The 19,208-nt window shown below is 69.5% G+C and carries 19 protein-coding genes; 7 read left to right on the top strand and 12 right to left on the bottom strand.

Annotated features, from left to right (window positions below; genetic code table 11):
* Positions 1 to 125: 125 nt before the first annotated feature.
* The 8 genes from BOSE127_RS13025 to glpX form a co-directional block, all read right to left on the bottom strand.
* Complete coding sequence (locus BOSE127_RS13025) at positions 126 to 692, bottom strand: PoNe immunity protein domain-containing protein (protein ID WP_236559549.1); 567 nt, start codon at positions 690 to 692, stop codon at positions 126 to 128.
* 194 nt (positions 693 to 886) lie between these two features.
* Entirely contained in the window at positions 887 to 1,438 is a 552-nt protein-coding gene (locus BOSE127_RS13020) for an RNA 2'-phosphotransferase (protein WP_159557523.1), read from the bottom strand.
* A 3-nt stretch (positions 1,439 to 1,441) separates the two neighbouring features.
* Positions 1,442 to 1,858 (bottom strand): SMI1/KNR4 family protein, encoded by a 417-nt coding sequence (locus tag BOSE127_RS13015; RefSeq protein ID WP_159557521.1) that lies wholly within the window; start codon positions 1,856 to 1,858, stop codon positions 1,442 to 1,444.
* A gap of 190 nt (positions 1,859 to 2,048) precedes the next feature.
* Entirely contained in the window at positions 2,049 to 2,807 is a 759-nt protein-coding gene (locus BOSE127_RS13010; protein WP_081612279.1) for a PoNe immunity protein domain-containing protein, read from the bottom strand.
* A 115-nt stretch (positions 2,808 to 2,922) separates the two neighbouring features.
* Entirely contained in the window at positions 2,923 to 3,204 is a 282-nt protein-coding gene (locus tag BOSE127_RS17505; RefSeq protein ID WP_081612280.1) for a YrhB domain-containing protein, read from the bottom strand.
* 6 nt (positions 3,205 to 3,210) lie between these two features.
* Entirely contained in the window at positions 3,211 to 4,341 is a 1,131-nt protein-coding gene (locus BOSE127_RS13000) for a toxin glutamine deamidase domain-containing protein (RefSeq protein ID WP_159557519.1), read from the bottom strand.
* Positions 4,342 to 4,409: 68 nt separating this feature from the next.
* The gene (locus tag BOSE127_RS12995; protein ID WP_159557517.1) at positions 4,410 to 5,306 is read right to left on the bottom strand and encodes a hypothetical protein; all 897 of its coding nucleotides are present in this window, start codon (positions 5,304 to 5,306) and stop codon (positions 4,410 to 4,412) included.
* 83 nt (positions 5,307 to 5,389) lie between these two features.
* The gene (gene glpX, locus BOSE127_RS12990) at positions 5,390 to 6,379 is read right to left on the bottom strand and encodes a class II fructose-bisphosphatase (protein ID WP_017886722.1); all 990 of its coding nucleotides are present in this window, start codon (positions 6,377 to 6,379) and stop codon (positions 5,390 to 5,392) included.
* 159 nt (positions 6,380 to 6,538) lie between these two features.
* Here glpX and fbaA point away from each other — a divergent pair, with 159 nt between their 5' ends.
* Complete coding sequence (fbaA, locus tag BOSE127_RS12985) at positions 6,539 to 7,567, top strand: class II fructose-bisphosphate aldolase (RefSeq protein ID WP_017886723.1); 1,029 nt, start codon at positions 6,539 to 6,541, stop codon at positions 7,565 to 7,567.
* A gap of 173 nt (positions 7,568 to 7,740) precedes the next feature.
* Positions 7,741 to 9,000, top strand: a complete 1,260-nt coding sequence (locus tag BOSE127_RS12980) for a M18 family aminopeptidase (protein ID WP_017886724.1) — start codon at positions 7,741 to 7,743, stop codon at positions 8,998 to 9,000.
* A gap of 538 nt (positions 9,001 to 9,538) precedes the next feature.
* On the opposite strand, the gene BOSE127_RS12975 is transcribed toward BOSE127_RS12980, so the two are convergent.
* Both BOSE127_RS12975 and BOSE127_RS12970 read right to left on the bottom strand, forming a co-directional pair.
* Positions 9,539 to 10,279 carry a DUF6264 family protein gene (locus tag BOSE127_RS12975; protein WP_159557515.1) on the bottom strand — a complete coding sequence of 247 codons (741 nt, stop codon included), beginning with the start codon at positions 10,277 to 10,279 and terminating at the stop codon, positions 9,539 to 9,541.
* Positions 10,276 to 11,340, bottom strand: a complete 1,065-nt coding sequence (locus tag BOSE127_RS12970) for a 4-hydroxy-3-methylbut-2-enyl diphosphate reductase (RefSeq protein WP_071251900.1) — start codon at positions 11,338 to 11,340, stop codon at positions 10,276 to 10,278. Before BOSE127_RS12970 ends, BOSE127_RS12975 begins: the two co-directional genes overlap by 4 nt.
* Positions 11,341 to 11,466: 126 nt before the next feature.
* On the opposite strand from BOSE127_RS12970, the gene xseA reads away from it, so the two are divergent.
* The 5 genes from xseA (at position 11,467) to BOSE127_RS12945 (ending at position 15,851) form a co-directional block, all read left to right on the top strand.
* Entirely contained in the window at positions 11,467 to 12,702 is a 1,236-nt protein-coding gene (gene xseA / locus BOSE127_RS12965; RefSeq protein WP_159557513.1) for an exodeoxyribonuclease VII large subunit, read from the top strand.
* Between the two features lie 71 nt (positions 12,703 to 12,773).
* Positions 12,774 to 13,019: an exodeoxyribonuclease VII small subunit gene (locus tag BOSE127_RS12960; protein WP_017886728.1), complete on the top strand. Its 246-nt coding sequence runs from the start codon at positions 12,774 to 12,776 to the stop codon at positions 13,017 to 13,019.
* Positions 13,016 to 13,651 (top strand): DUF4245 domain-containing protein, encoded by a 636-nt coding sequence (locus BOSE127_RS12955; protein ID WP_056072848.1) that lies wholly within the window; start codon positions 13,016 to 13,018, stop codon positions 13,649 to 13,651. The genes BOSE127_RS12960 and BOSE127_RS12955 overlap by 4 nt, the downstream gene beginning before the upstream one ends.
* A gap of 74 nt (positions 13,652 to 13,725) precedes the next feature.
* Complete coding sequence (locus BOSE127_RS12950; RefSeq protein WP_017886730.1) at positions 13,726 to 14,340, top strand: carbonic anhydrase; 615 nt, start codon at positions 13,726 to 13,728, stop codon at positions 14,338 to 14,340.
* 107 nt (positions 14,341 to 14,447) lie between these two features.
* Positions 14,448 to 15,851: a class II fumarate hydratase gene (locus BOSE127_RS12945; RefSeq protein WP_017886731.1), complete on the top strand. Its 1,404-nt coding sequence runs from the start codon at positions 14,448 to 14,450 to the stop codon at positions 15,849 to 15,851.
* A 93-nt stretch (positions 15,852 to 15,944) separates the two neighbouring features.
* Here the strand turns inward: BOSE127_RS12945 and BOSE127_RS12940 are convergent, their stop codons facing one another.
* Entirely contained in the window at positions 15,945 to 17,306 is a 1,362-nt protein-coding gene (locus tag BOSE127_RS12940) for a PhoH family protein (protein ID WP_175470777.1), read from the bottom strand.
* 663 nt (positions 17,307 to 17,969) lie between these two features.
* The gene (locus BOSE127_RS12935) at positions 17,970 to 19,079 is read right to left on the bottom strand and encodes an aminotransferase class V-fold PLP-dependent enzyme (protein ID WP_159557511.1); all 1,110 of its coding nucleotides are present in this window, start codon (positions 19,077 to 19,079) and stop codon (positions 17,970 to 17,972) included.
* Positions 19,080 to 19,208: the final 129 nt, after the last annotated feature.

Below are 19,208 nucleotides of genomic sequence, written 5' to 3'. Positions count from 1 at the left end.
TGCTCGACCGCCAGTTGACCGCCTTCACCGAGAGTCTCGCTGGGAGGAGTGCACGCGATTGCCCCGTCGACACTCGTTCGTCTCGTTGCCTCGCCTGGGCTGCCCGACCAAAGATCTGTCGAACTTCACAAGAGATCCGCCGGGAGGAAGGGCGACACAACGTCATCGAGGTGCGCATCGATGGCACTGGCCACCGCAGGCAGTTCCATCGCCCAGTACCCGATGAAGCCTTGACCGTACGAGTCACCGGGTCTGACCCGTTCCAGGGACCCCATCCAGCTCATCGACTTCATACGCGTTGGCCAGTCCGTTAGATAGGTCTGGATCGTGCGGTCCGCTTCTTCGGGCCGTTGAAGAACCGCCAGCAGAGGCCGCGCAACCCTGGGCGTCGAAGCCGCAGGGGATCCGCTGGGAAGGGCCAGCCGGTGTGCAGAAGCAAGAGCCGAGAACAACGGATCCGCGCCCTGCCTGATCACGGACTCGACTATCGTCCGCGCGCTGTCGTCCCGACCACAGCCCGTCGTGATCCCGAGAAGTTGCAAGATGCTGATGTAGTACTCGTTCCCGTCGCTGAGGCGGGGCGAAGGACCGGCATGGGAGAGCGCGGAAGTGACCCAAGCACGGTACGAGGCCGCGACGGACTCGGCTACATCGCCGATCTCATCGACGCTGACACCTGCGGAGTACTGCACGACCAGATGCTTGAGGCCCATGTGCCATTCGCCGCGCAACGCCCTCAGTCGCTTCTCCGCATCCGTTGCTCGGTGCACCGCTGCCCTGCGCCCCTCCCAGTTGGTTGAGGTGACTTGGATGGCACTCCGCCAGTAGCGACCGTTGAACTCACTCGCTCGTTGGCGCAGCCCAGCATTCCGTCGGAACAGCGGCATCAGGATCGGGAGGTTTCCGCCGAGATGTACTGCGCGGGAACGAACAAGGCCAGGGTCACCCGGTCGTGCCCCTCCGAGAACTCCACGCCCTCCAGGCGGGCGTGAGCTGCATCGATTCGCAACAGGACGGGAGCGGTGGACTTGCGCCGCCCAGCCTGCATAGCCAGCTCGCGATCGGTCGTCAGATGCGCGTACTGGCGCCCCATCGGCAAGAGCCCGTCGCGCAGGATCGACTCAGCCGCAGCGGGGGAAGTTGCATGCCAGAGCACCGGCTGCGGAACGATCGCCGGCTTCACGATGCGCTCGTCCGTCGAGTGCCCGTACTGAGCACGGATCCGGTCGCTTTCGACGACGAAGCGCTGCTTGTCGGACTCGGCGACCACGCGGCGCAGATCTTCCAACGATGCCTGAATGCCCGACCGATCCAAAGCGTCGGCAAGATCTGCGAGCGGGGCGCTCCCGTCAGCGCCGAGTTCCAGCCCGTACGCACCCGGTTCGTGCCGCAACGCGCGCGACATCGCCTTGCTGATCGACGTGTCCCTACGAGGCATGTCTCAGTCCTCTTCCTGCTCCGCGAGCCACGCTGCTCCATGCTCCTCCATCTCCTCCCACCAGACGTCGAAGGACGTCCACTGCCCCCGGTACTCCGTCCCAGGTGAAGCAAACGTATGGATGATCAGCACGGGAGGGTCGCCCGAATGGTCGCCACCGTCAAAGCAGAACACATCGTCCGTGTCCTGGTGCTTTGCGAAGGGTACGAGGGAACGGGTCGGATACTGCTTCGCGACGATTTCAGCCCAAAAGTACAAGTCGTCTTCATACTTAACAAGCCACGACCATGGTTCGACCGCCGGCAGATCATCAGCGGCGACCAGGTGCAGGAAGCGATTCGGGAAGAGGAAGAACTCTGGCTGGATCAGCCGGATAACGACCAGGCGTTCGTCGACGGTGAGGTGACGAAGAGCTCTCATCCTGCACCCCCTTGCGAGACGGAATGTGTCGTCGTAGTTGTAGGGTTCGCCGGTAAGTCGGTCGGTCTTGTCTGCAGGAGACGGACTTCTGCGAGAACCGAACGGCCCCGGGTTCCACGATGGCCGCCCAGTACACCTTCGAATCACTCATGGCCCCTCCCAGAGGTCCTCGTTCGGGCAGCCGGGCGGCTCATCCGTCCTGCTGGCCGTCGACGAGGTCGACTGGATAGTACGGCGACGACCGCAACACGGAGTCGTCGAGCCCGCGCGCCACGACGAGCCCAGCCGCCTCCCAAGCCCAGTACCCGAAGTACGTTTCAAAGTTATCCCCCTGCACTGCCTTCAGCGCTGGGGCCCACCAAATGAACGAGATGTTCTTCTGCCAGGCTTGCACGTACCTGTTCAGCGCAGAAATGGCGCGATCCGGCGTCCCGGTCGCGGCCGTATCGAGGTTCTGGAACGGCCGCTTGTGCCACACGGTGTCCCGCACCGGTTCGACCCCCAACAGCGTCCCGAGCACTGGGTCAGCGCCTCCAGCAGCAGCAACGATCTCGATCAACCGATCCGTCAACGCCGAATTGACGCCGATGCACCGCGCTACCGACGCCAACCACAGTGCGTAGTAGTACGGCTGCTTGTCGTTGAACGTCAGCGCTTCTAGCGGGAAGCCACCGTCGGACACGGCAGCGTAGCGGTTCCAGTTCTCCCAGATAGTGACGACCGACTCGAGATCATCCGCGAGGAGTGACGTCGGAAAGCCCGCCGAGTACCGCGCGCCCAGCAGAAAGAGCGCGTTGTCGAAGTTCGCGGTCGTTCGAATAATCCCAGCTCGCACGTCGTCGGCCCGGAACACATGACTGAACGGGCGGAACCCCTCGACGCCGCGCGTCAAGACTTCTATCGCATCGGTCCAGTAGGCCGCACTCACTCGGCTGTCGCGTGGAGTCATATCTTTTAGCGTAGACGTGCCGCCGCATCGAGCAGTTGCGGCAGGCACGAGCCGTCCGGACTGATCTTGATGACTGCGCGCTCGAGCGTCTCATCCGCTCGAGCCGGAACTGGCTTCACCGAGACCGACTGATGACCCGCTGGCCCCGTTCCTCTATTTGCGATTCAACCGATGTGTTTGTTTGAAGAGTGAAACAGGCACTGCCGTCTTTTGGTACAACAAAGGGGCCATTTCCAGCTAGGCTAAACAACGGGTTTTGTGTCTCGTAATACTCTCGGCTGTTGTAAAGAACGATCCACCAATCGTCGGTCTCGATCCATCCCCTATCCCAAATAAGGTCTTCGTCAGCGCGCACTTCCTTCGCAAATTCATCCTGAGCATCTTTGAGAGTTCGCATGCACCATCACCGTGTCTTGAGTAGGAAGAGTTGATCGAAGTTCTCCAACTTGGCAAACGTTCCTGACTGTCCGTCGAGGAACACAACACCATTCCGATCGTGAACAACGTTGAACACGTGGCCGACTGGATTGGTACCCGCCCTGGTCCCGAATACAACGCCACGAGCCCCCTCACCAGCGGACTCGAGCCTAGCGACGATCGAATCGTACGACCGCACCGGTTGGAAGTCTCGGATGGACTTGCCGAAGTGCTCAGCGACGTCGGCGACGCTCGCGCCTCGCGTGAAGACGGGCATTGCCGAGACGGCTTTCCCATCGAGCACATGCTCCGTCGCGATGACACACCTCGTGCAGTTCATGCTGAACCCGTCCACACCCCGGGCGAGCCGCTCCGCGTTGACCATCTTCAGTGGTCCGTACTCCCGCTCGAAGACTGAGCGGAGAACTTGCGGGTCTGCGGAGTCAGCATGAATCGCCCGACGGAGACCGCGAGGAACGCTGGTTGCGAGGTCGCGGACCATCGGCACACCGGCATTCAGAGAACGGACTGCCCTGGTGCCGGACGTGACATCCCCGGCCGCGGTCAGCATCCCCGTGAACTTTGCCGTGCGGGCTCCTGCCGACAAGGCACCAGCGGCCGGCACGCAATCAACGAGTGCGAACGCGAGGTCCCACCCGTCGGCTTCGCCCTTGCTCATCTTGTACAACGTGTCCGCCAACACCACGAGCGCGATCGCCGCGATGACCAACGTCCACGGCCCCGGGATGATCATCGCGATGATCCCACCCACCGCCACGACGACCTTCGCCACCGACACGATGGTCTCCCACGCCTCGGACCCGAAGATCTTGTCCCACGTGGACTGCTTCCCGAGGCCCGCGTCAGCAGCTTCACCGATCTTCGTCGCGGTCCGCTGCTCCGCGTCCTGCCAGTCACCCTTCGCATCCGCCACGAGCCGCTTCAGTCGGGTCGAGGCGTCATCGGCTGCGTCGGAGATGCGCTGGTACTCCCGCGCCATCATCCGCAACGTCGACGGATCACCCTTGACCGGATCGTCACCCTGATCGACAACGTCCCACCCCGACGGTCGTCCCATCATTCCTCCCCAGGTCCGGTCTCTCGCGCCGTTGTCCACAAGCGCGCGAGTGTGACCATATCAGGGGGCAGCGACGGGGACGAGTGCCACCGACCGGGGTCGAGTGGTCAGAGGGCCGCGCGGACCGTCTCGAGATCCGGGAACCCACGGAGCCGGTAGCGCGTCGGCCGGACCTCGAGTTCCTCGATCAATCCGGACGCCAGCTCCCGCAGCCGACCGAACGGCACGGGCTGCGTCTGCCCGTCGAGGGTCACGAGCACGATCGTGTCGACTTCGGCGACGACGGTCTCGACGTCCTCGGTCCACGACGAGTACGAGAAGGCCGGGTCGTCCTCAGCGAGTCGGGCGACCGAGACCGTCCCGACCTGGACGTCCTCGCCCCGACGGTCGAACGACTCCTGCAGGGCGTCCTGCTGCAGGTTGGCGGCGGTCGCGGTCCAGAGCGCGCGGATCGTCCGGAGCTCGCCGTCGAGCGACGGGTGCTCGAACCGGACCCACCCGTCACCGCGCAGCACCATGGGCGGTCCGCTCAGGACCTCGCCCTCGTCGTCGGCCAGGATCTGCTGGGCGACACCGGCCGCGACCTGGAGCCCGTCCTCGTCCTGGTCGCCAGTGACGATGAACGTCGTCGGCGCGACCGGGAAGACCACTGCGCTGCCGTGGAACTCGATGCCCTGGAACGCCTGCGGTGCGAGTACGAGCACCACCGCGAGGTCGGGGTCCTGGATGACGATCGTGCCCGGCTGGATCACCGCCACGTCGCCTCCGGCCTGCTCCTGCGCGGCGGCGACGGCTGCACGCAGGACGTCGTCGTCCGCCCAGCCCATCTCGGCGAGCGCCGGCGCGGTGAGGATCGCACCGTCCTCGTCCGCCAGGATCACGCCGAGGTCGGGCGCCACCGGCACGACGTGCGGCAGCCGGTCGGCCGTGCCGTCCGCCTGCGCGTGCAGCGTGCGGATGCCCGCGGTGTCCAGTCCGACGATCCGTGCCGTTGTCGCAGTCATGCGTCGAGCCTACGCAAGGGCTCGCACAACGGGGCGCCGCCGGAAGACCGGCGACGCCCCGAAGCGGCGGACGATCGTCCGGCCTAGAACCACTTCTCCGCACGGTGGTCCGCCTGGATGCGGCGGATCGTGTTCGAGCGAGAGCGGAGCACGAGCGAGTCGGTGTGGATGACGCCGCGCGAACGACGCACGCCGTCGACCAGGACGCCGTCGGTGACGCCGGTGGCGACGAAGAACGTGTTGTCCCCCGTGACCAGGTCGTCCTGGTCGAGGACCTTGTCCAGGTCGTGGCCGGCGGCGATGGCGCGCTCGCGCTCCTCGTCGTCCTTCGGCTGGAGCTTGCCGAGGATCACGCCGCCGAGCGCCTTGATCGCGCACGCCGTGATGATGCCCTCGGGGGTGCCGCCGACACCGACGCACATGTCGATGGTCGAGCCGGGCAGGGCGGCGGCGATGCCACCGGCGACGTCACCGTCGAGCAGCAGTCGCGTGCCGGCACCGGTCGCGCGGATGGCGCGGATCAGCTCGTCGTGGCGCGGGCGGTCGAGCACGGCGACGACCATGTCCTCGAGGTCCTTGCCCTTGGCCTTCGCCAGCGCGCGGATGTTGTCACCGATCGGCTTCTCGAGGTCCAGGACACCGCGCCCCTCGGGGCCGGCGGCGATCTTGTCCATGTAGAAGACGGCGGACGGGTCGTACATCGAGCCACGGTCCGAGACGGCCATGACGGAGATGGCGTTCTGGCGGCCGGCGGCGGTGAGCGAGGTGCCGTCGATCGGGTCGACAGCGATGTCGCAGGCCGGGCCGTGACCGTTGCCGACGTGCTCGCCGTTGTAGAGCATCGGGGCGTTGTCCTTCTCGCCCTCACCGATGACGACGACGCCGTCGAAGTTCACCGTGCCGAGGAACTTGCGCATCGCGTCGACCGCGGCACCGTCGGCGAGGTTCTTCTCACCACGCCCGACCCACGGCTGCGCACGGATCGCGGCGGCCTCCGTCGCACGCACGAGCTCGAGCGCGAGGTTGCGGTCGGGCTGGAGGAACAGGGAGCCGGTCTCAGTCGTGGGAGTCACGACCCGAGCCTACCGACCGCCGGCCGACCCACGGTCCGGACACCGGGCCCGTGCACGCATGTGCACGCCGGACGTGAGCCGACCGCGTAACCCGGACCGCGCCTCCAGTCCGGCTGACTACGATCGGCGGGGACATCACCGAAGTCGAAGGAGATCCACGTGCCCATCGCAACGCCGGAACAGTACGCCGAGATGATCGAACGCGCGAAGGCGGGCAAGTTCGCGTACCCCGCGGTCAACGTCTCCTCCTCGCAGACCATCAACGCGGTCCTCCAGGGCCTGCAGGAAGCCGGTTCCGACGGCATCCTCCAGGTCACGACGGGCGGTGCCGACTACTTCGCCGGCCACACCATCAAGAACCGCGCTGCGGGTGCCCTCGCGATGGCGAAGTTCGCCCACGAGGTCGCGAAGAACTACGACATCACGGTCGCCCTGCACACCGACCACTGCCCGAAGGACGCCCTCGACGGCTTCGTCCTGCCGCTCATCGCCGCGAGCGAGGAAGAGGTCCGGCAGGGACGCAACCCGATCTTCCAGTCGCACATGTGGGACGGTTCGGCCGTGCCGCTCGACGAGAACATCGAGATCGCGAAGACGATGATCGAGAAGACGCGGAACATCAACGCGATCCTCGAGGTCGAGATCGGGGTGGTCGGCGGCGAAGAGGACGGCGTCCAGCACGAGGGCACGAACGACGCGCTCTACACCACACCGAACGACGTCGAGAAGGTCGTCGACGCGCTCGGCCTCGGCGACAAGGGCCGCTGGATCGCGGCGCTCACCTTCGGCAACGTGCACGGCGTCTACAAGCCGGGCAACGTCAAGCTCCGTCCCGAGCTCCTCGGCGAGATCCAGGCGTCCGTCGCGGCGAAGCACGGCACCGGCGAGAACCCCCTCGACCTCGTCTTCCACGGCGGCTCCGGCTCGACCGACGACGAGATCCACGAGGCCGTCCGCAACGGCGTCATCAAGATGAACATCGACACGGACACGCAGTACGCGTTCACCCGCTCGATCGCGGACTCGATGTTCCGCAACTACGAGGGCGTGCTGAAGATCGACGGCGAGGTCGGGAACAAGAAGCAGTACGACCCCCGCGCCTGGGGCAAGGTCGCCGAGACCGCCATGGCGGCTCGCGTCGTCGAGGCCGCGAAGGTCCTCGGCTCGGCCGGTCACGCCAAGGGCTGAGCAGGTCCGTCCCGTCCGACCCGTCGCGAGACGCCGTCGTGTCCGCGAAACACCGCGGATTCCGGCGGCGTCTCGCGTTTCCGGGGGCGTCTTGCGATGACGCCGGCGTCTCGACGGACGGCCTGGAGGCACGGCTCGCCTCCGCCACGCTCGTCACGTGCCACGATGGTCGGGTGACCGTCGACGCCATCGCCTCCGAGTTCGCCCAGTTCGTCACCGAGTCGCCGACCGCGTTCCACGCGGCTGCGGCGACCCGTGACCGTCTCGTCGCTGCCGGGTTCACCGAGCTGTCCGAGCTCGACGCCTGGCCGACCGAACCCGGTGCGTACGTGGTGGTCCGCGACGGCGCCGTCATCGCGTGGCGTCTGCCCGACGGTGCCGACCCGACGACGCCGTTCCGGATCCTCGGCGCCCACACCGACTCCCCCGGCTTCCGCATCAAGCCGAACCCCGGCGTCCGCACCGGGGGCTGGGAGCAGCTGGGCGTGGAGGTCTACGGCGGCGCACTCCTGTCCACCTGGTTCGACCGCGACCTCCGGATCGCCGGCCGGGTCGTCGACGCCGACGGCAGCGTGCGGCTCGTCAGCACCGATGCCGTCGCCCGGATCCCCAACCTGGCGATCCACCTGGACCGTGGGGTGAACGACGGCAAGGAGATCGACCGCCAGCGCCACACCCTGCCGATCGTCGGGGTCGACGGCGACGCCGGTGGGACCTCTGTCGTGGAGTGGCTGCTCGCCCGGCTCGGCGAGGGTGCCGTGTCGTGGGACCTGTTCCTCGCCGACACCCAGGCGCCGGCCCGGATCGGCATCGAGCGGGAGTTCCTGGCGTCCGGCCGGATGGACAACCTGACGAGCGTGCACGCCGGACTCCGGGGCATCGTCGACGCTCCCACCGACGGTGACCACATCCCGGTGTTCGCGGCGTTCGACCACGAGGAGATCGGCTCGTCGACGCCGTCCGGTGCCGGGGGTCCGTTCCTCGAGGACGTCCTCGGCCGTGTGCAGGAGGGCCTCGGCGCCACCCGATCCGAAGCAGCCCGGGCGTTCCGTGCGTCCTGGCTGCTGTCGAGCGACGCCGGGCACCTGGTGCACCCGAACCAGCCGGAGAAGCACGACCCGACGAACCGTCCGCGTCCCGGAGCCGGTCCGCTGCTGAAGATCAGCGCGAACCAGCGCTACATGACCGAGGCGAAGGGCGAGGCCGTATGGGCCGCCGCCTGCGAGACCGCCGGTGTGCCGTGGCAGCCGTTCGTCAACGTGAACACGATCCCCGGCGGCTCGACGATCGGCCCGATCGCGGCGACCCGACTCGGGATCCCGACGATCGACATCGGCGTCGGGCTGCTGTCGATGCACTCGATCCGGGAGCTCGTGCACGTCGACGACCTGGCCGCCCTGCACGGCGCGGTCGCGGCCTTCCTGGCCGGCTGACCTCCGGGCGGCGTCGTCGGCGGGCCGGGGTGGTCGCGGCTTCCCGCGCTCGTGTCGCCGAGCGGTCACGAAGTGTCGGTCGCGCCGATGCCGGACGACACTTCCTGACCACTCGACGGCGGGACCGCGCCCGCGGTCGAGTGGTCACGACTCCCCGCGCGCGCAAGGCCGAGGGGTCACGAAGTGTCGGTTGCGCTGATGCCGGACGACACTTCCTGGCCACTCGACGGCGGGCCCGCGGCGTGTTGCGACCGGTTGACGGTGGGTGCTGCGCGTGTCCGCGAGGCTGACGACGATCGCCGGAAGGGCACCGGCACCGCGGCTGGCCGACTGGCCGACGGACCAGCTGCCGAGTGGTCACGACTCCCCGCGCGCGCAAGGCCGAGGGGTCATGAAGTGTCGGTCGCGCCGATGCCGGACGACACTTTGCGACCACTCGACGGCGGGAACGCGGCACGTTGCGACCACTCGACGGCCGAGGGCGGGCGCGGCGAGCAGCCCGGCGGTCAGGCGGTCAGGCGGTCAGGCGGTCAGGCGGTCAGGCGCCGGACTGTCGCAGCATGAAGTCGACGAAGGCCTGGTCCTGCAGGACCACGACGACGAACGCGATCGTGCTGATGGCCGTGGCGACGACCGCGCCGACCAGCGGCACCCAGAACGTCCGCTTCCGTGCCCGGAGCCGGCGGATGGACCACCAGGCGACCAGGGCGAAGACGACCACGTTGGTGATCGCGGCGATGACGGCGGCCGTGCTCAGGGCACTCGGGTCGTTCAGCGCCGTGTACTGGGTCTCGAGGGTGCGCCGCACGGTCGAGGCGACGTCACCGACCGACAGGGACTGCACCACGGAGACGAGTCCGAAGGCCAGGAGCCCGACGGTGAGCACGAAATCGGCCGGCGTGCGACCGAACCGGCTCCGTGGCATCGTCCGCTGCACCCCGGCAGGGGCCGCACCGGAGCGAGCGTCCGGACGAGCGTGGTCGGTGCGGACGCTGTCGCGCGGAGCAGCGTCGCGCCCGCCGACGGCCTTGGCCTGGTCCTGTCGCTCGCGGTCCTGCCGCTCCTGCCGCTCCTGCTCGACGAGGACCGGGTTCACCCAGCCTTCGGGCGCGTACTCGCCGTAGCCCGGGGCGGGACGGCCCTGTGGCCGACCGTTCGCGGGACCGGCAGGCGACGTCGGGGACGCTCCCCGGGCCTCCTGGCCGGAACCGACACCGGCGTCGCCGTGGTTCGCCGGGTGGCGGCGCGGCACCGAGGACCAGCCGTCCGCGCTGCTCATGCCCGACGCCCGCCGAGCGCGCGCGTCGGGTTGCCCGATGCGTCGGTGCGGAGTTCCTTGGGGAGCGAGAACATCAGGTCTTCGTGTGCGGTGACGACTTCTTCGACGGCGGCGTAGCCGGCGTCGGCGAGCTGTTCGAGCACCTCGGCCACGAGTTCTTCCGGCACGGACGCACCGCTCGTCACGCCGACCGTCTCGACGCCGTCGAGCCACTCCTGCTGGATCTCTTCGGCGTAGTCGACGCGGTGCGCGGCGCGGGCACCGTGCTCGAGCGCGACCTCGACCAGGCGGACGCTGTTCGACGAGTTCGCCGAGCCGACCACGATCACCAGGTCGGCACCGGGCGCGACCTTCTTGATCGCGACCTGGCGGTTCTGCGTGGCGTAGCAGATGTCGTCCGACGGGGGGTCCTGGATGGCCGGGAACTTCTCGCGCAGCAGCCGCACGGTCTCCATCGTCTCGTCGACGCTGAGCGTGGTCTGCGACAGCCAGACGAGGTTGTCCGGGTCCGGCACCGAGAGCGCCGCGACGTCGGCGGGGCCGCTCACCAGGATCGTGCGGTCCGGGGCGTGTCCCATGGTGCCCTCGACCTCTTCGTGACCGGCGTGCCCGATCAGGATGATGGTGCGCTCGGCCTTGGCGAACCGGGTGGCTTCGCGGTGGACCTTGGTGACCAGGGGGCAGGTGGCGTCGATGGCGTGCAGGTCGCGGTCTGCGGCACCCGCGACGACGGCCGGCGACACACCGTGCGCGCTGAAGACCACGTGCGAGCCGCGGGGGACCTCGGCGACGTCGTCGACGAAGACGGCGCCGCGCTGCTCGAGCGTCGAGACCACGTGCACGTTGTGGACGATCTGCTTGCGGACGTAGACGGGCTCGCCGTACTGCTCCAACGCCTTCTCGACGGCGACGACCGCGCGGTCGACCCCGGCGCAGTAGCCACGGGGCGCGGCGAGCAGCACCTTCTTGGGGCCGGCGACCGGCTCGTCACGCAGTCGGCCCCGTGCCGCGTGCACACGCGGTGGGGCGAGCGGGACCGTGTGGCCGTTGGTGATCGTCACGTCCCCGATGATAGGTGAGCGGCACGCACGCGACCTGGGCGCGTGCGGTGCCTGTGGACAACACGACGTCCGTCCCCTGTCACCGGTCTCGGGCACGATGGACGTCCCAGCAGGACGAGGAGCGACATGGCGATCGAACAGGGCCCGCCGACGGCCGACAACCCGTGGCCGGTGGCGCTCCTCGGCGCGAAGCTCCGCGACTGGATCGACCGGCTCGGCACCGCCTGGGTCGAGGGCGAGATCACGCAGTGGAACGTCGCCGGCGGCAACGTGTACGGCAAGCTCAAGGACGTCGAGGTCGACGCCACCGTGTCGTTCTCCATCTGGTCGAGTGTGCGCTCCCGGGTGCCGGCCGACATCAAGCAGGGCGACCGGGTGGTCGCGGCGCTCAAGCCGAACTACTGGGTCAAGGGCGGCTCGCTGACCATGCAGGTCGTCGAGATGAAGCACGTCGGGCTCGGTGACCTGCTCGAACGCCTCGAGCGCCTCCGTCGCACCCTCGCCGAGGAAGGCCTGTTCGACCCGGCTCGCAAGCAGCGTCTGCCGTTCCTGCCGCACCGCATCGGCCTGGTCACCGGCAAGGACTCCGACGCCGAGAAGGACGTCAAGCGGAACGCGCAGCTGCGGTGGCCCCAGGTGGAGTTCCGCACCGTGCACACCGCGGTGCAGGGCGAACGGACCGTCGCCGAGGTCACCGCGGCGATCCTCGAGCTCGACGCCGACCCCGAGGTCGACGTCATCATCATCGCCCGTGGCGGCGGCGACTTCCAGAACCTGCTCGGCTTCAGCGACGAAGGACTCGTCCGTGCGGCGGCGGCGGCGTCGACCCCGATCGTCTCGGCGATCGGGCACGAGGCCGACCGCCCGATCCTCGACGAGGTCGCCGACCTGCGCGCCTCCACCCCCACGGACGCCGCCAAGCGGGTCGTGCCCGACGTCGCCGAGGAGCTCGCCAACGTGCGGGCCGCCCGCGCCCGGCTCGGGCTGCGGCTCTCGCACACGCTGTCGGTCGAGGCCGACCGGCTCGCCGCGCTGCGGTCGCGGCCGGCCCTGGCGTCGACCGCGTGGCTCGTCGACACCCGTGCGGAAGAGGTCGCGCGCGACCTGTCCCGCGCCCGCGAGCTGCTCGACCGCCGGCTCGAGCGCGGACACTCCGAGGTCGGGCACCTGACCGCTCGCCTCCGGGCGCTCTCGCCGCGCGACACCCTGCGCCGCGGGTACGCCATCGTGCAGCGGGCCGACGGGGGTGTCGTCCGGGGCACCGACGACCTGTCCGGAGCGACGCCGGTGCACGTCACGCTCGGTGCCGGCACGGCCACGGGCACGCTCGAACCGGACGGCCCCGGCCCGGACGGCTCCTGAGCACGACGGGTGTTCTCCACAGCCTGGGTCCGGGCGGCGGATCGTCGGTGGACGCTCGGTAGGATCGTCCCGTGCCATCCCAGCAGGAACCCGAGCAGACCGACGTCCAGTCGCTGAGCTACGAAGCGGCCCGCGACGAACTCGTGCGCGTCGTGAGCGAGCTCGAACAGGGCTCCGCGACCCTCGAACGTTCACTGGCGCTGTGGGAGCGGGGCGAAGCCCTCGCCGCCCGGTGCGAAGAGTGGCTCGTCGGTGCCCGCGCGCGACTCGACGCGGCCCGTGCCGCCAGCGATGCCCAGGACGGCTCCGGCCGATGACCGACCCGAACGGCCGTCCGATCGTCGCCGAGCTCGGTCGCCCCGAGACGGCAGAGGAGACCTGGGCGCGGAAGGACGCCGCCCGGACCGCCCGCCGGCAGCACCAGACCGCGTTCAACCTGGTCATCGCGCTCATCGCCTCGCTCGGCATCGTGCTGTTCCTGGTCGCCGTCGTCGTCCGGCCCGACACCACCGTGGACCGCACCGTCGACTACCAGCAGATCGCGGCCAAGGCCCAGGTCGACGACGTCACCCTGGTGGCGCCCCCGCTGCCCGACGGCTACAGCGCCAACCGAGCGGACTTCGCGAACAAGACCACCGACGGTGTGGACGTCTGGACCGTCGGCTTCGTGACCCCGGACAAGCAGTACCTCGGTCTGCAGCAGGGCATCGACGCCAACGCCTCGTGGGTGTCGAACCAGCTCGACCAGCGTCCGTCCACCGGTGACCGCACCATCGGCGACACGGAGTGGACCGTCTACGACCGCCGCGCCGAGGGCACCGACGCCGGCAACCACGCGTACTCGCTCGTCTCGACGTTCGGCAAGGACACGATCGTGCTCTCCGGTACCGCCGACGACAAGGCCTTCCGGACCGTGGCCACCGCCGTCTCCCGACAACTGACCGAGTAGCCAACGACCGGCACGACCGCCGCCCGTCACCACCGCACCCGCCCCGCTGCGTCCCATCCGAACCGAGGAGTCCCATGCCCGACCGCGCCGCCTCCACCCCGTCCGACGCCCTGCGCCTGCTCGTCGACGGCAACGCCCGCTTCGCCGCCGACAAGCGCCGGATGGGCCGCGTGGACCCGGACCGCCGCACCGAACTCGAAGGATCGCAGTCGCCGTTCGCGACCGTCCTCGGCTGCTCGGACTCGCGGGTGCCGTTCGAGCACGTCTTCGACGCCGGCATCGGTGACCTGTTCGCCATCCGCAACGCGGGCCAGATCGTCGACGACGTCGTCCTCGGCTCGATCGAGTTCGCGGTGGTCGCGCTGGGCACCCCCCTGGTCGTCGTGCTCCGGCACACCCGGTGCGGTGCCGTCGCGGCCGCGCGCTCCGGTGAGCCCGTCCCCGCCCCGCACCTGCAGGCCCTCGTCGACGCGATCGCCCCGAGCGTCGAGAAGGTCCGGCGCACCGACGCCGAGCTGCCGCAGGAAGCCGTCGGCGCCGCACACCTCGAAGCGACCCTCCGCCAGGTGATCGAGCGCTCCGGCGCGGTCTCCGACGCAGTGGCCGAGGGTAGATTGGCCGTCGTCGGGGCGACCTACGACCTCGCCACCGGAGAGGTCACCATCGACACCGTCGTCGGCCAGGTCTGACCGACGCCGACACCGACCCCGACGACGACCGCCCCGGCGACCCCGGGGCGCAGGCACGGGCCGGCGCGACCGCGACCGGCGAGCACCCCAGGAAGGACCACGACGACGTGACCGACACCACCCCGACCGAGTTCCGCATCGAGCACGACACCATGGGCGAGGTACGGGTGCCGAAGTCGGCGCTCTACCGTGCCCAGACCCAGCGCGCCGTCGAGAACTTCCCCATCTCGGGCACCGGGCTCGAGTCGGCGCAGATCGTGGCGCTCGCGCGGATCAAGCGCGCCGCGGCCATCGTGAACGGTGAGCTCGGCATCGTCGAGCCCGCCGTCGCCGACGCCATCGCGGGTGCGGCCGACCTGATCATCGGTGGGCAGCACCACGACCAGTTCCCGGTCGACGTCTACCAGACCGGCAGCGGCACGTCGTCGAACATGAACATGAACGAGGTGCTCGCGACACTGGCGTCCGACATCGCGGGTTCCGCCGTGCACCCGAACGATCACGTCAACGCCTCGCAGTCGTCGAACGACGTCTTCCCCACCTCCGTGCACGTCGCCGTGACGGAAGCGCTCATCCGCACCCTCGTGCCCGCGCTCGAGCACCTCGCCGAATCGCTCGAGGCGAAGGCCACCCTGTGGGCCGACGCCGTCAAGTCCGGCCGGACGCACCTGATGGACGCCACGCCCGTCACCCTCGGGCAGGAGTTCGGCGGCTACGCCCGCCAGATCCGCCTGGGCATCGAGCGGGTGCAGGCGACGCTCCCCCGCGTCGCCGAGGTCCCGCTCGGCGGCACCGCGGTCGGCACCGGCATCAACACTCCCAAGGGCTTCCCGCAGCGGGTCATCGCCCAGCTCGCGAGCGACACCGACCTGCCGATCACCGAGGCCGTCGACCACTTCGAGGCACAGGGCGCACGTGATGCCCTGGTCGAGGCGTCCGGTGCCCTCAAGGTGCTCGCCGTCAGCCTGACGAAGATCAACAACGACCTGCGCTGGATGGGCTCCGGTCCGAACACCGGGCTGGGCGAGCTGCACATCCCCGACCTGCAGCCCGGTTCCTCGATCATGCCCGGCAAGGTGAACCCGGTGATCCCCGAGGCCACCCTGATGGTCGGCGCCCGGGTCATCGGCAACGACGCCACCATCGCCTGGGCGGGCGCATCGGGTGCGTTCGAGCTGAACGTCGCCATCCCGGTGATGGGCACGGCGCTGCTCGAGTCGATCCGCCTGCTGGCGAACAGCTCGCGCGTGCTCGCGGACAAGACCATCGACGGGCTGCAGGCGAACCTCGAGCGTGCCCGCGCCTTCGCGGAGTCCTCGCCGTCGATCGTCACCCCGCTCAACCGGGTCATCGGCTACGAGGCGGCGGCGAAGGTCGCGAAGTACGCCGTCGCCGAGGGCATCACCGTGCGCGAGGCCGTCGTGGCCCTCGGCCACGTGGAGCGCGGCGAGGTCACCGAGGCGCAGCTCGACGAGGCGCTCGACGTCCTCAGCATGACCCACCCGAACTGACGCGACGCTCCTGACACATCCCCAGGATGGACGGGAGGCCCGGTGCCAGCTGGCACCGGGCCTCCCGTCCGTCACGTGGCGGCCCGACGCGCGCTACACCAGATCGGGCGAGTCCAGCAGGTCCGTGACCAGAGCGGCGATCGCGGAGCGCTCGGAACGCGTCAGCGTCACGTGCGCGAAGAGCGGGTGCCCCTTGAGCCGCTCGATGACCGACGCGATCCCGTCGTGCCGGCCGACCCGCAGGTTGTCGCGTTGCGCGACGTCGTGGGTGAGCACCACCCGCGAGTTCTGGCCGATGCGCGAGAGCATGGTGAGGAGCACGTTCCGTTCGAGCGACTGCGCCTCGTCGACGATCACGAAGGCGTCGTGCAGGGAGCGGCCACGGATGTGCGTCAGGGGCAGCACCTCGATCAGGCCGCGCTCGATCACCTCGTCGAGCACGTTGTCCGAGACCACCGAACCGAGGGTGTCGTAGACGGCCTGCGCCCACGGGTTCATCTTCTCGCCGGCGTCACCCGGCAGGAAGCCGAGGTCCTGCCCGCCCACGGCGTACAGCGGCCGGAACACCATGATCTTCTTGTGCTGCTGCCGTTCGAGCACCGCTTCGAGTCCGGCGCACAGGGCGAGCGCCGACTTGCCGGTGCCGGCACTGCCGCCGAGCGAGACGATGCCGATCTCGGAGTCGAGCAGCGCGTCGATCGCGAGCCGCTGCTCGGCCGAGCGCCCGCGGAGGCCGAAGACCTCACGGTCGCCGCGCACCAGGGCGACTGCTCCGGCGACGTGCACACGGCCGAGCGCCGATCCACGCTCGGAGTGGATCACGACCCCGGTGTTCACGGGGACGCCGTCGAGCTTCGCGGAGCGGATCTCCTCTTTCTCGTACAGGTCGGACATCTGCTCGCCGGACACCTGCAGGTCGGCGATGCCGGTGTAGCCAGAGTCGACCGCGAGTTCGGCGCGGTACTCCTCGGCCGCCATGCCGATCGACGACGCCTTGACCCGGAGCGGCAGGTCCTTCGACACGACGACGACGTCGAGCCCGTCGTTCTTCAGGTTCGACGCGACGGCGAGGATGCGGGAGTCGTTGTCGCCGAGCTGCAGGCCCGACGGCAGGACGGACTGGTTGGAGTGGTTCAGTTCGACGCGGAACGAGCCGCCGTCGCCGATCGCGATCGGGAAGTCGAGCCGCTCGTGTTCGATGCGCAGTTCGTCGAGCAGCCGGAGGGCCTGCCGGGCGAAGTACCCGATCTCCGGGTCGTTGCGCTTCGCTTCGAGTTCGCTGACGACCACCACGGGCAGGACCACGGCGTGCTCGGCGAAGCGGAACAAGGCCCGCGGATCACTGAGGAGCACCGATGTGTCGAGCACGTACGTGCGCTGGGCGACCGATGTGGACGAGTCCGCGGTGTGCTGTTCCTGTGTTCCGCGAGAGACGTTCTGAGAGGTCACGACCACTCCATCCCCGGGCCGCGACGGGCCCGGTCCTGTCCTCGAACGCGGCCACGGAGCGGGTCCCGAAGCACCGACTGTGGCCGCTTCGATCGGGCGCGGTGCCCGATGGGGACAACGTACGTCCGGCCCCCGACACCCCGCCAGCGACACGCGGTTTCTGGAGTTACGGTCGCGTGAACAACGCGACCGCAGCTCGTGACGCGGCTGGTCACGAGTTGTCTGTTGCGACCGCTCCAGCCGACAGGTGGTGACCACCCGGCGGACGTGAGCGGGGTGTCGTGACCGCGCGCGAGCGGCGGACGGGAGGCCCGTGGCGGCCCGGCACCGCGCCTCCAGGCCGTCCGTTGGTCGCGACTCGTCGCGCGCGCGACGTCGACTGGTCACGAACTGTCGGCCGCTGCGGCGCCAGCCGACAGGTGGTGACCACCCGGCGGACGTGAGCGGGGTGTCGTGACCGCGCGCAGACGCCGGACGGGAGGCCCGTGGCGGCCTGGCACCGCGCCTCCAGGCCGTCCGTTGGTCGCGACTCGTCGCGCGCGCGACGTCGACTGGTCACGAACTGTCGGCCGCTGCGGCGCCAGCCGACAGGTGGTGACCACCCGGCGGACGTGAGCGGGGCGTCGTGACCACCCGCGGGCCGCGAACCCGCAGCGCGGCGCCGCGCTGCTACTGCATGGTGGCGTACGAGACGCAGGCGTCGCGGAACATGTCGAGGGTCTCGTCGGTGGTCGACGGGAACACCGACACGCGCGCGACCCCGAGCCGCGTGGTCGCGGTGACGCCGTGGTTGTGCATCGCCGCGGACAAGGCGGTCACGCGACCCTGCGTCGGCCGCAGCACCACGATGCCGGCGCGCTCTGCCGGGTCGCGGCTGGACTCGACCTCGAGCCCGAACTCGTCGGCGATCGCGAAGACGCGCTCGACGCGGTCGGCGACTCGCTCCTGCACGGCGGCGACACCGACGGCGGTGAGGCGCTCGAGCGACACCGCGAGCCGGGCCTGCGCGACCGGGTCGATGCGGGACATCTGGAAGCCGGCGGCTGCTGGACGGACGGCGGGGACCTCGGTCGGCCAGCCGGACGTGCCGTGCGGACCGGACAGCGCCGGACGGATCCGGTTCAGGGCGCGGTCGCTGAAGGCCACGAACCCGGTGCCCCACCCGGCGTGCAGCCACTTCTGCCCGCCGGTGGCGACCACGTCGGCGACCTCGTACGGGGCGTCGACGACACCGAAACCCTGGATGGCGTCGACGATGAGCAGGCGGTCGCCGATGACCTCGCGGATGGCGGCGAGGTCGGTCAGGTAGCCGGTGCGCCAGTCGACCAGCGACACCGCGACGGCGGTCACCTCGTCGGTCAGGCGCTCACGGATCAGCTCCGGCGTCACCCAGCCGGCACCCGACTCGATGACGACGGGCTGCACCCGTCCTCCGGTGGCCGACGCGGCGCTGGCCAGTGCGAGCGGCAGCGACGGGTACTCGTCGGCGGACACGAGCACACCCCCGGTCAGGCCGAAGGCGGTGTGCAGCAGGCCGGGGGTCGTGGCGGGCTGCGAGACGACCTGGTCCTCGCGGCGGCCGACCAGCCGCGCGGCGACGGCGCGGACGCGGGCGTCCTGCTCGTCGAGGGTCTCCATCGCGCCGAACCGCATGTGAGCCTGGATCGTGCCGAGCACACGCTGCTCCTCGAGCACGGCGGTCTGCACGGGGCCGAACGCAGCGTGGTCGAGGTAACCGGGGTCTTCGGAGAAGCCGGCGGCGTACTCGTCGATGTTCACAGGTGGTGCACCTTTCACAGGGTTGAACCCTGAGAGCCTACTGGGACGTGGCTCCGCCGACGAACCCGGTGCGGCAGGTGGCTGGGCGACCAGCCGCGCCCGACCGCACTCAGCCGCGCTCGGCCGCCG

Origin of the sequence: Curtobacterium sp. 8I-2 (assembly GCF_902506155.1) — a bacterium.
GTDB classification, from domain to species: Bacteria; Actinomycetota; Actinomycetes; order Actinomycetales; family Microbacteriaceae; genus Curtobacterium; species Curtobacterium poinsettiae.
The sequence above is the reverse complement of the archived record's forward strand: the minus strand, read 5'-3'. Positions and strand labels throughout refer to the sequence as shown.

What these genes read in the sequence shown, in the direction of transcription:
- BOSE127_RS13015 (WP_159557521.1), bottom strand. Translation starts at nt 1,858, where the DNA reads ATGAGAGCTCTTCGTCACCTCACCGTCGACGAACGCCTGGTCGTTATC.
- BOSE127_RS12955 (WP_056072848.1), top strand. Translation starts at nt 13,016, where the DNA reads ATGACCGACCCGAACGGCCGTCCGATCGTCGCCGAGCTCGGTCGCCCC.
- BOSE127_RS12975 (WP_159557515.1), bottom strand. Translation starts at nt 10,279, where the DNA reads ATGAGCAGCGCGGACGGCTGGTCCTCGGTGCCGCGCCGCCACCCGGCG.
- xseA (WP_159557513.1), top strand. Translation starts at nt 11,467, where the DNA reads ATGGCGATCGAACAGGGCCCGCCGACGGCCGACAACCCGTGGCCGGTG.
- BOSE127_RS13010 (WP_081612279.1), bottom strand. Translation starts at nt 2,807, where the DNA reads ATGACTCCACGCGACAGCCGAGTGAGTGCGGCCTACTGGACCGATGCG.
- BOSE127_RS12995 (WP_159557517.1), bottom strand. Translation starts at nt 5,306, where the DNA reads ATGACTGCGACAACGGCACGGATCGTCGGACTGGACACCGCGGGCATC.
- BOSE127_RS12950 (WP_017886730.1), top strand. Translation starts at nt 13,726, where the DNA reads ATGCCCGACCGCGCCGCCTCCACCCCGTCCGACGCCCTGCGCCTGCTC.
- BOSE127_RS13020 (WP_159557523.1), bottom strand. Translation starts at nt 1,438, where the DNA reads ATGCCTCGTAGGGACACGTCGATCAGCAAGGCGATGTCGCGCGCGTTG.
- BOSE127_RS17505 (WP_081612280.1), bottom strand. Translation starts at nt 3,204, where the DNA reads ATGCGAACTCTCAAAGATGCTCAGGATGAATTTGCGAAGGAAGTGCGC.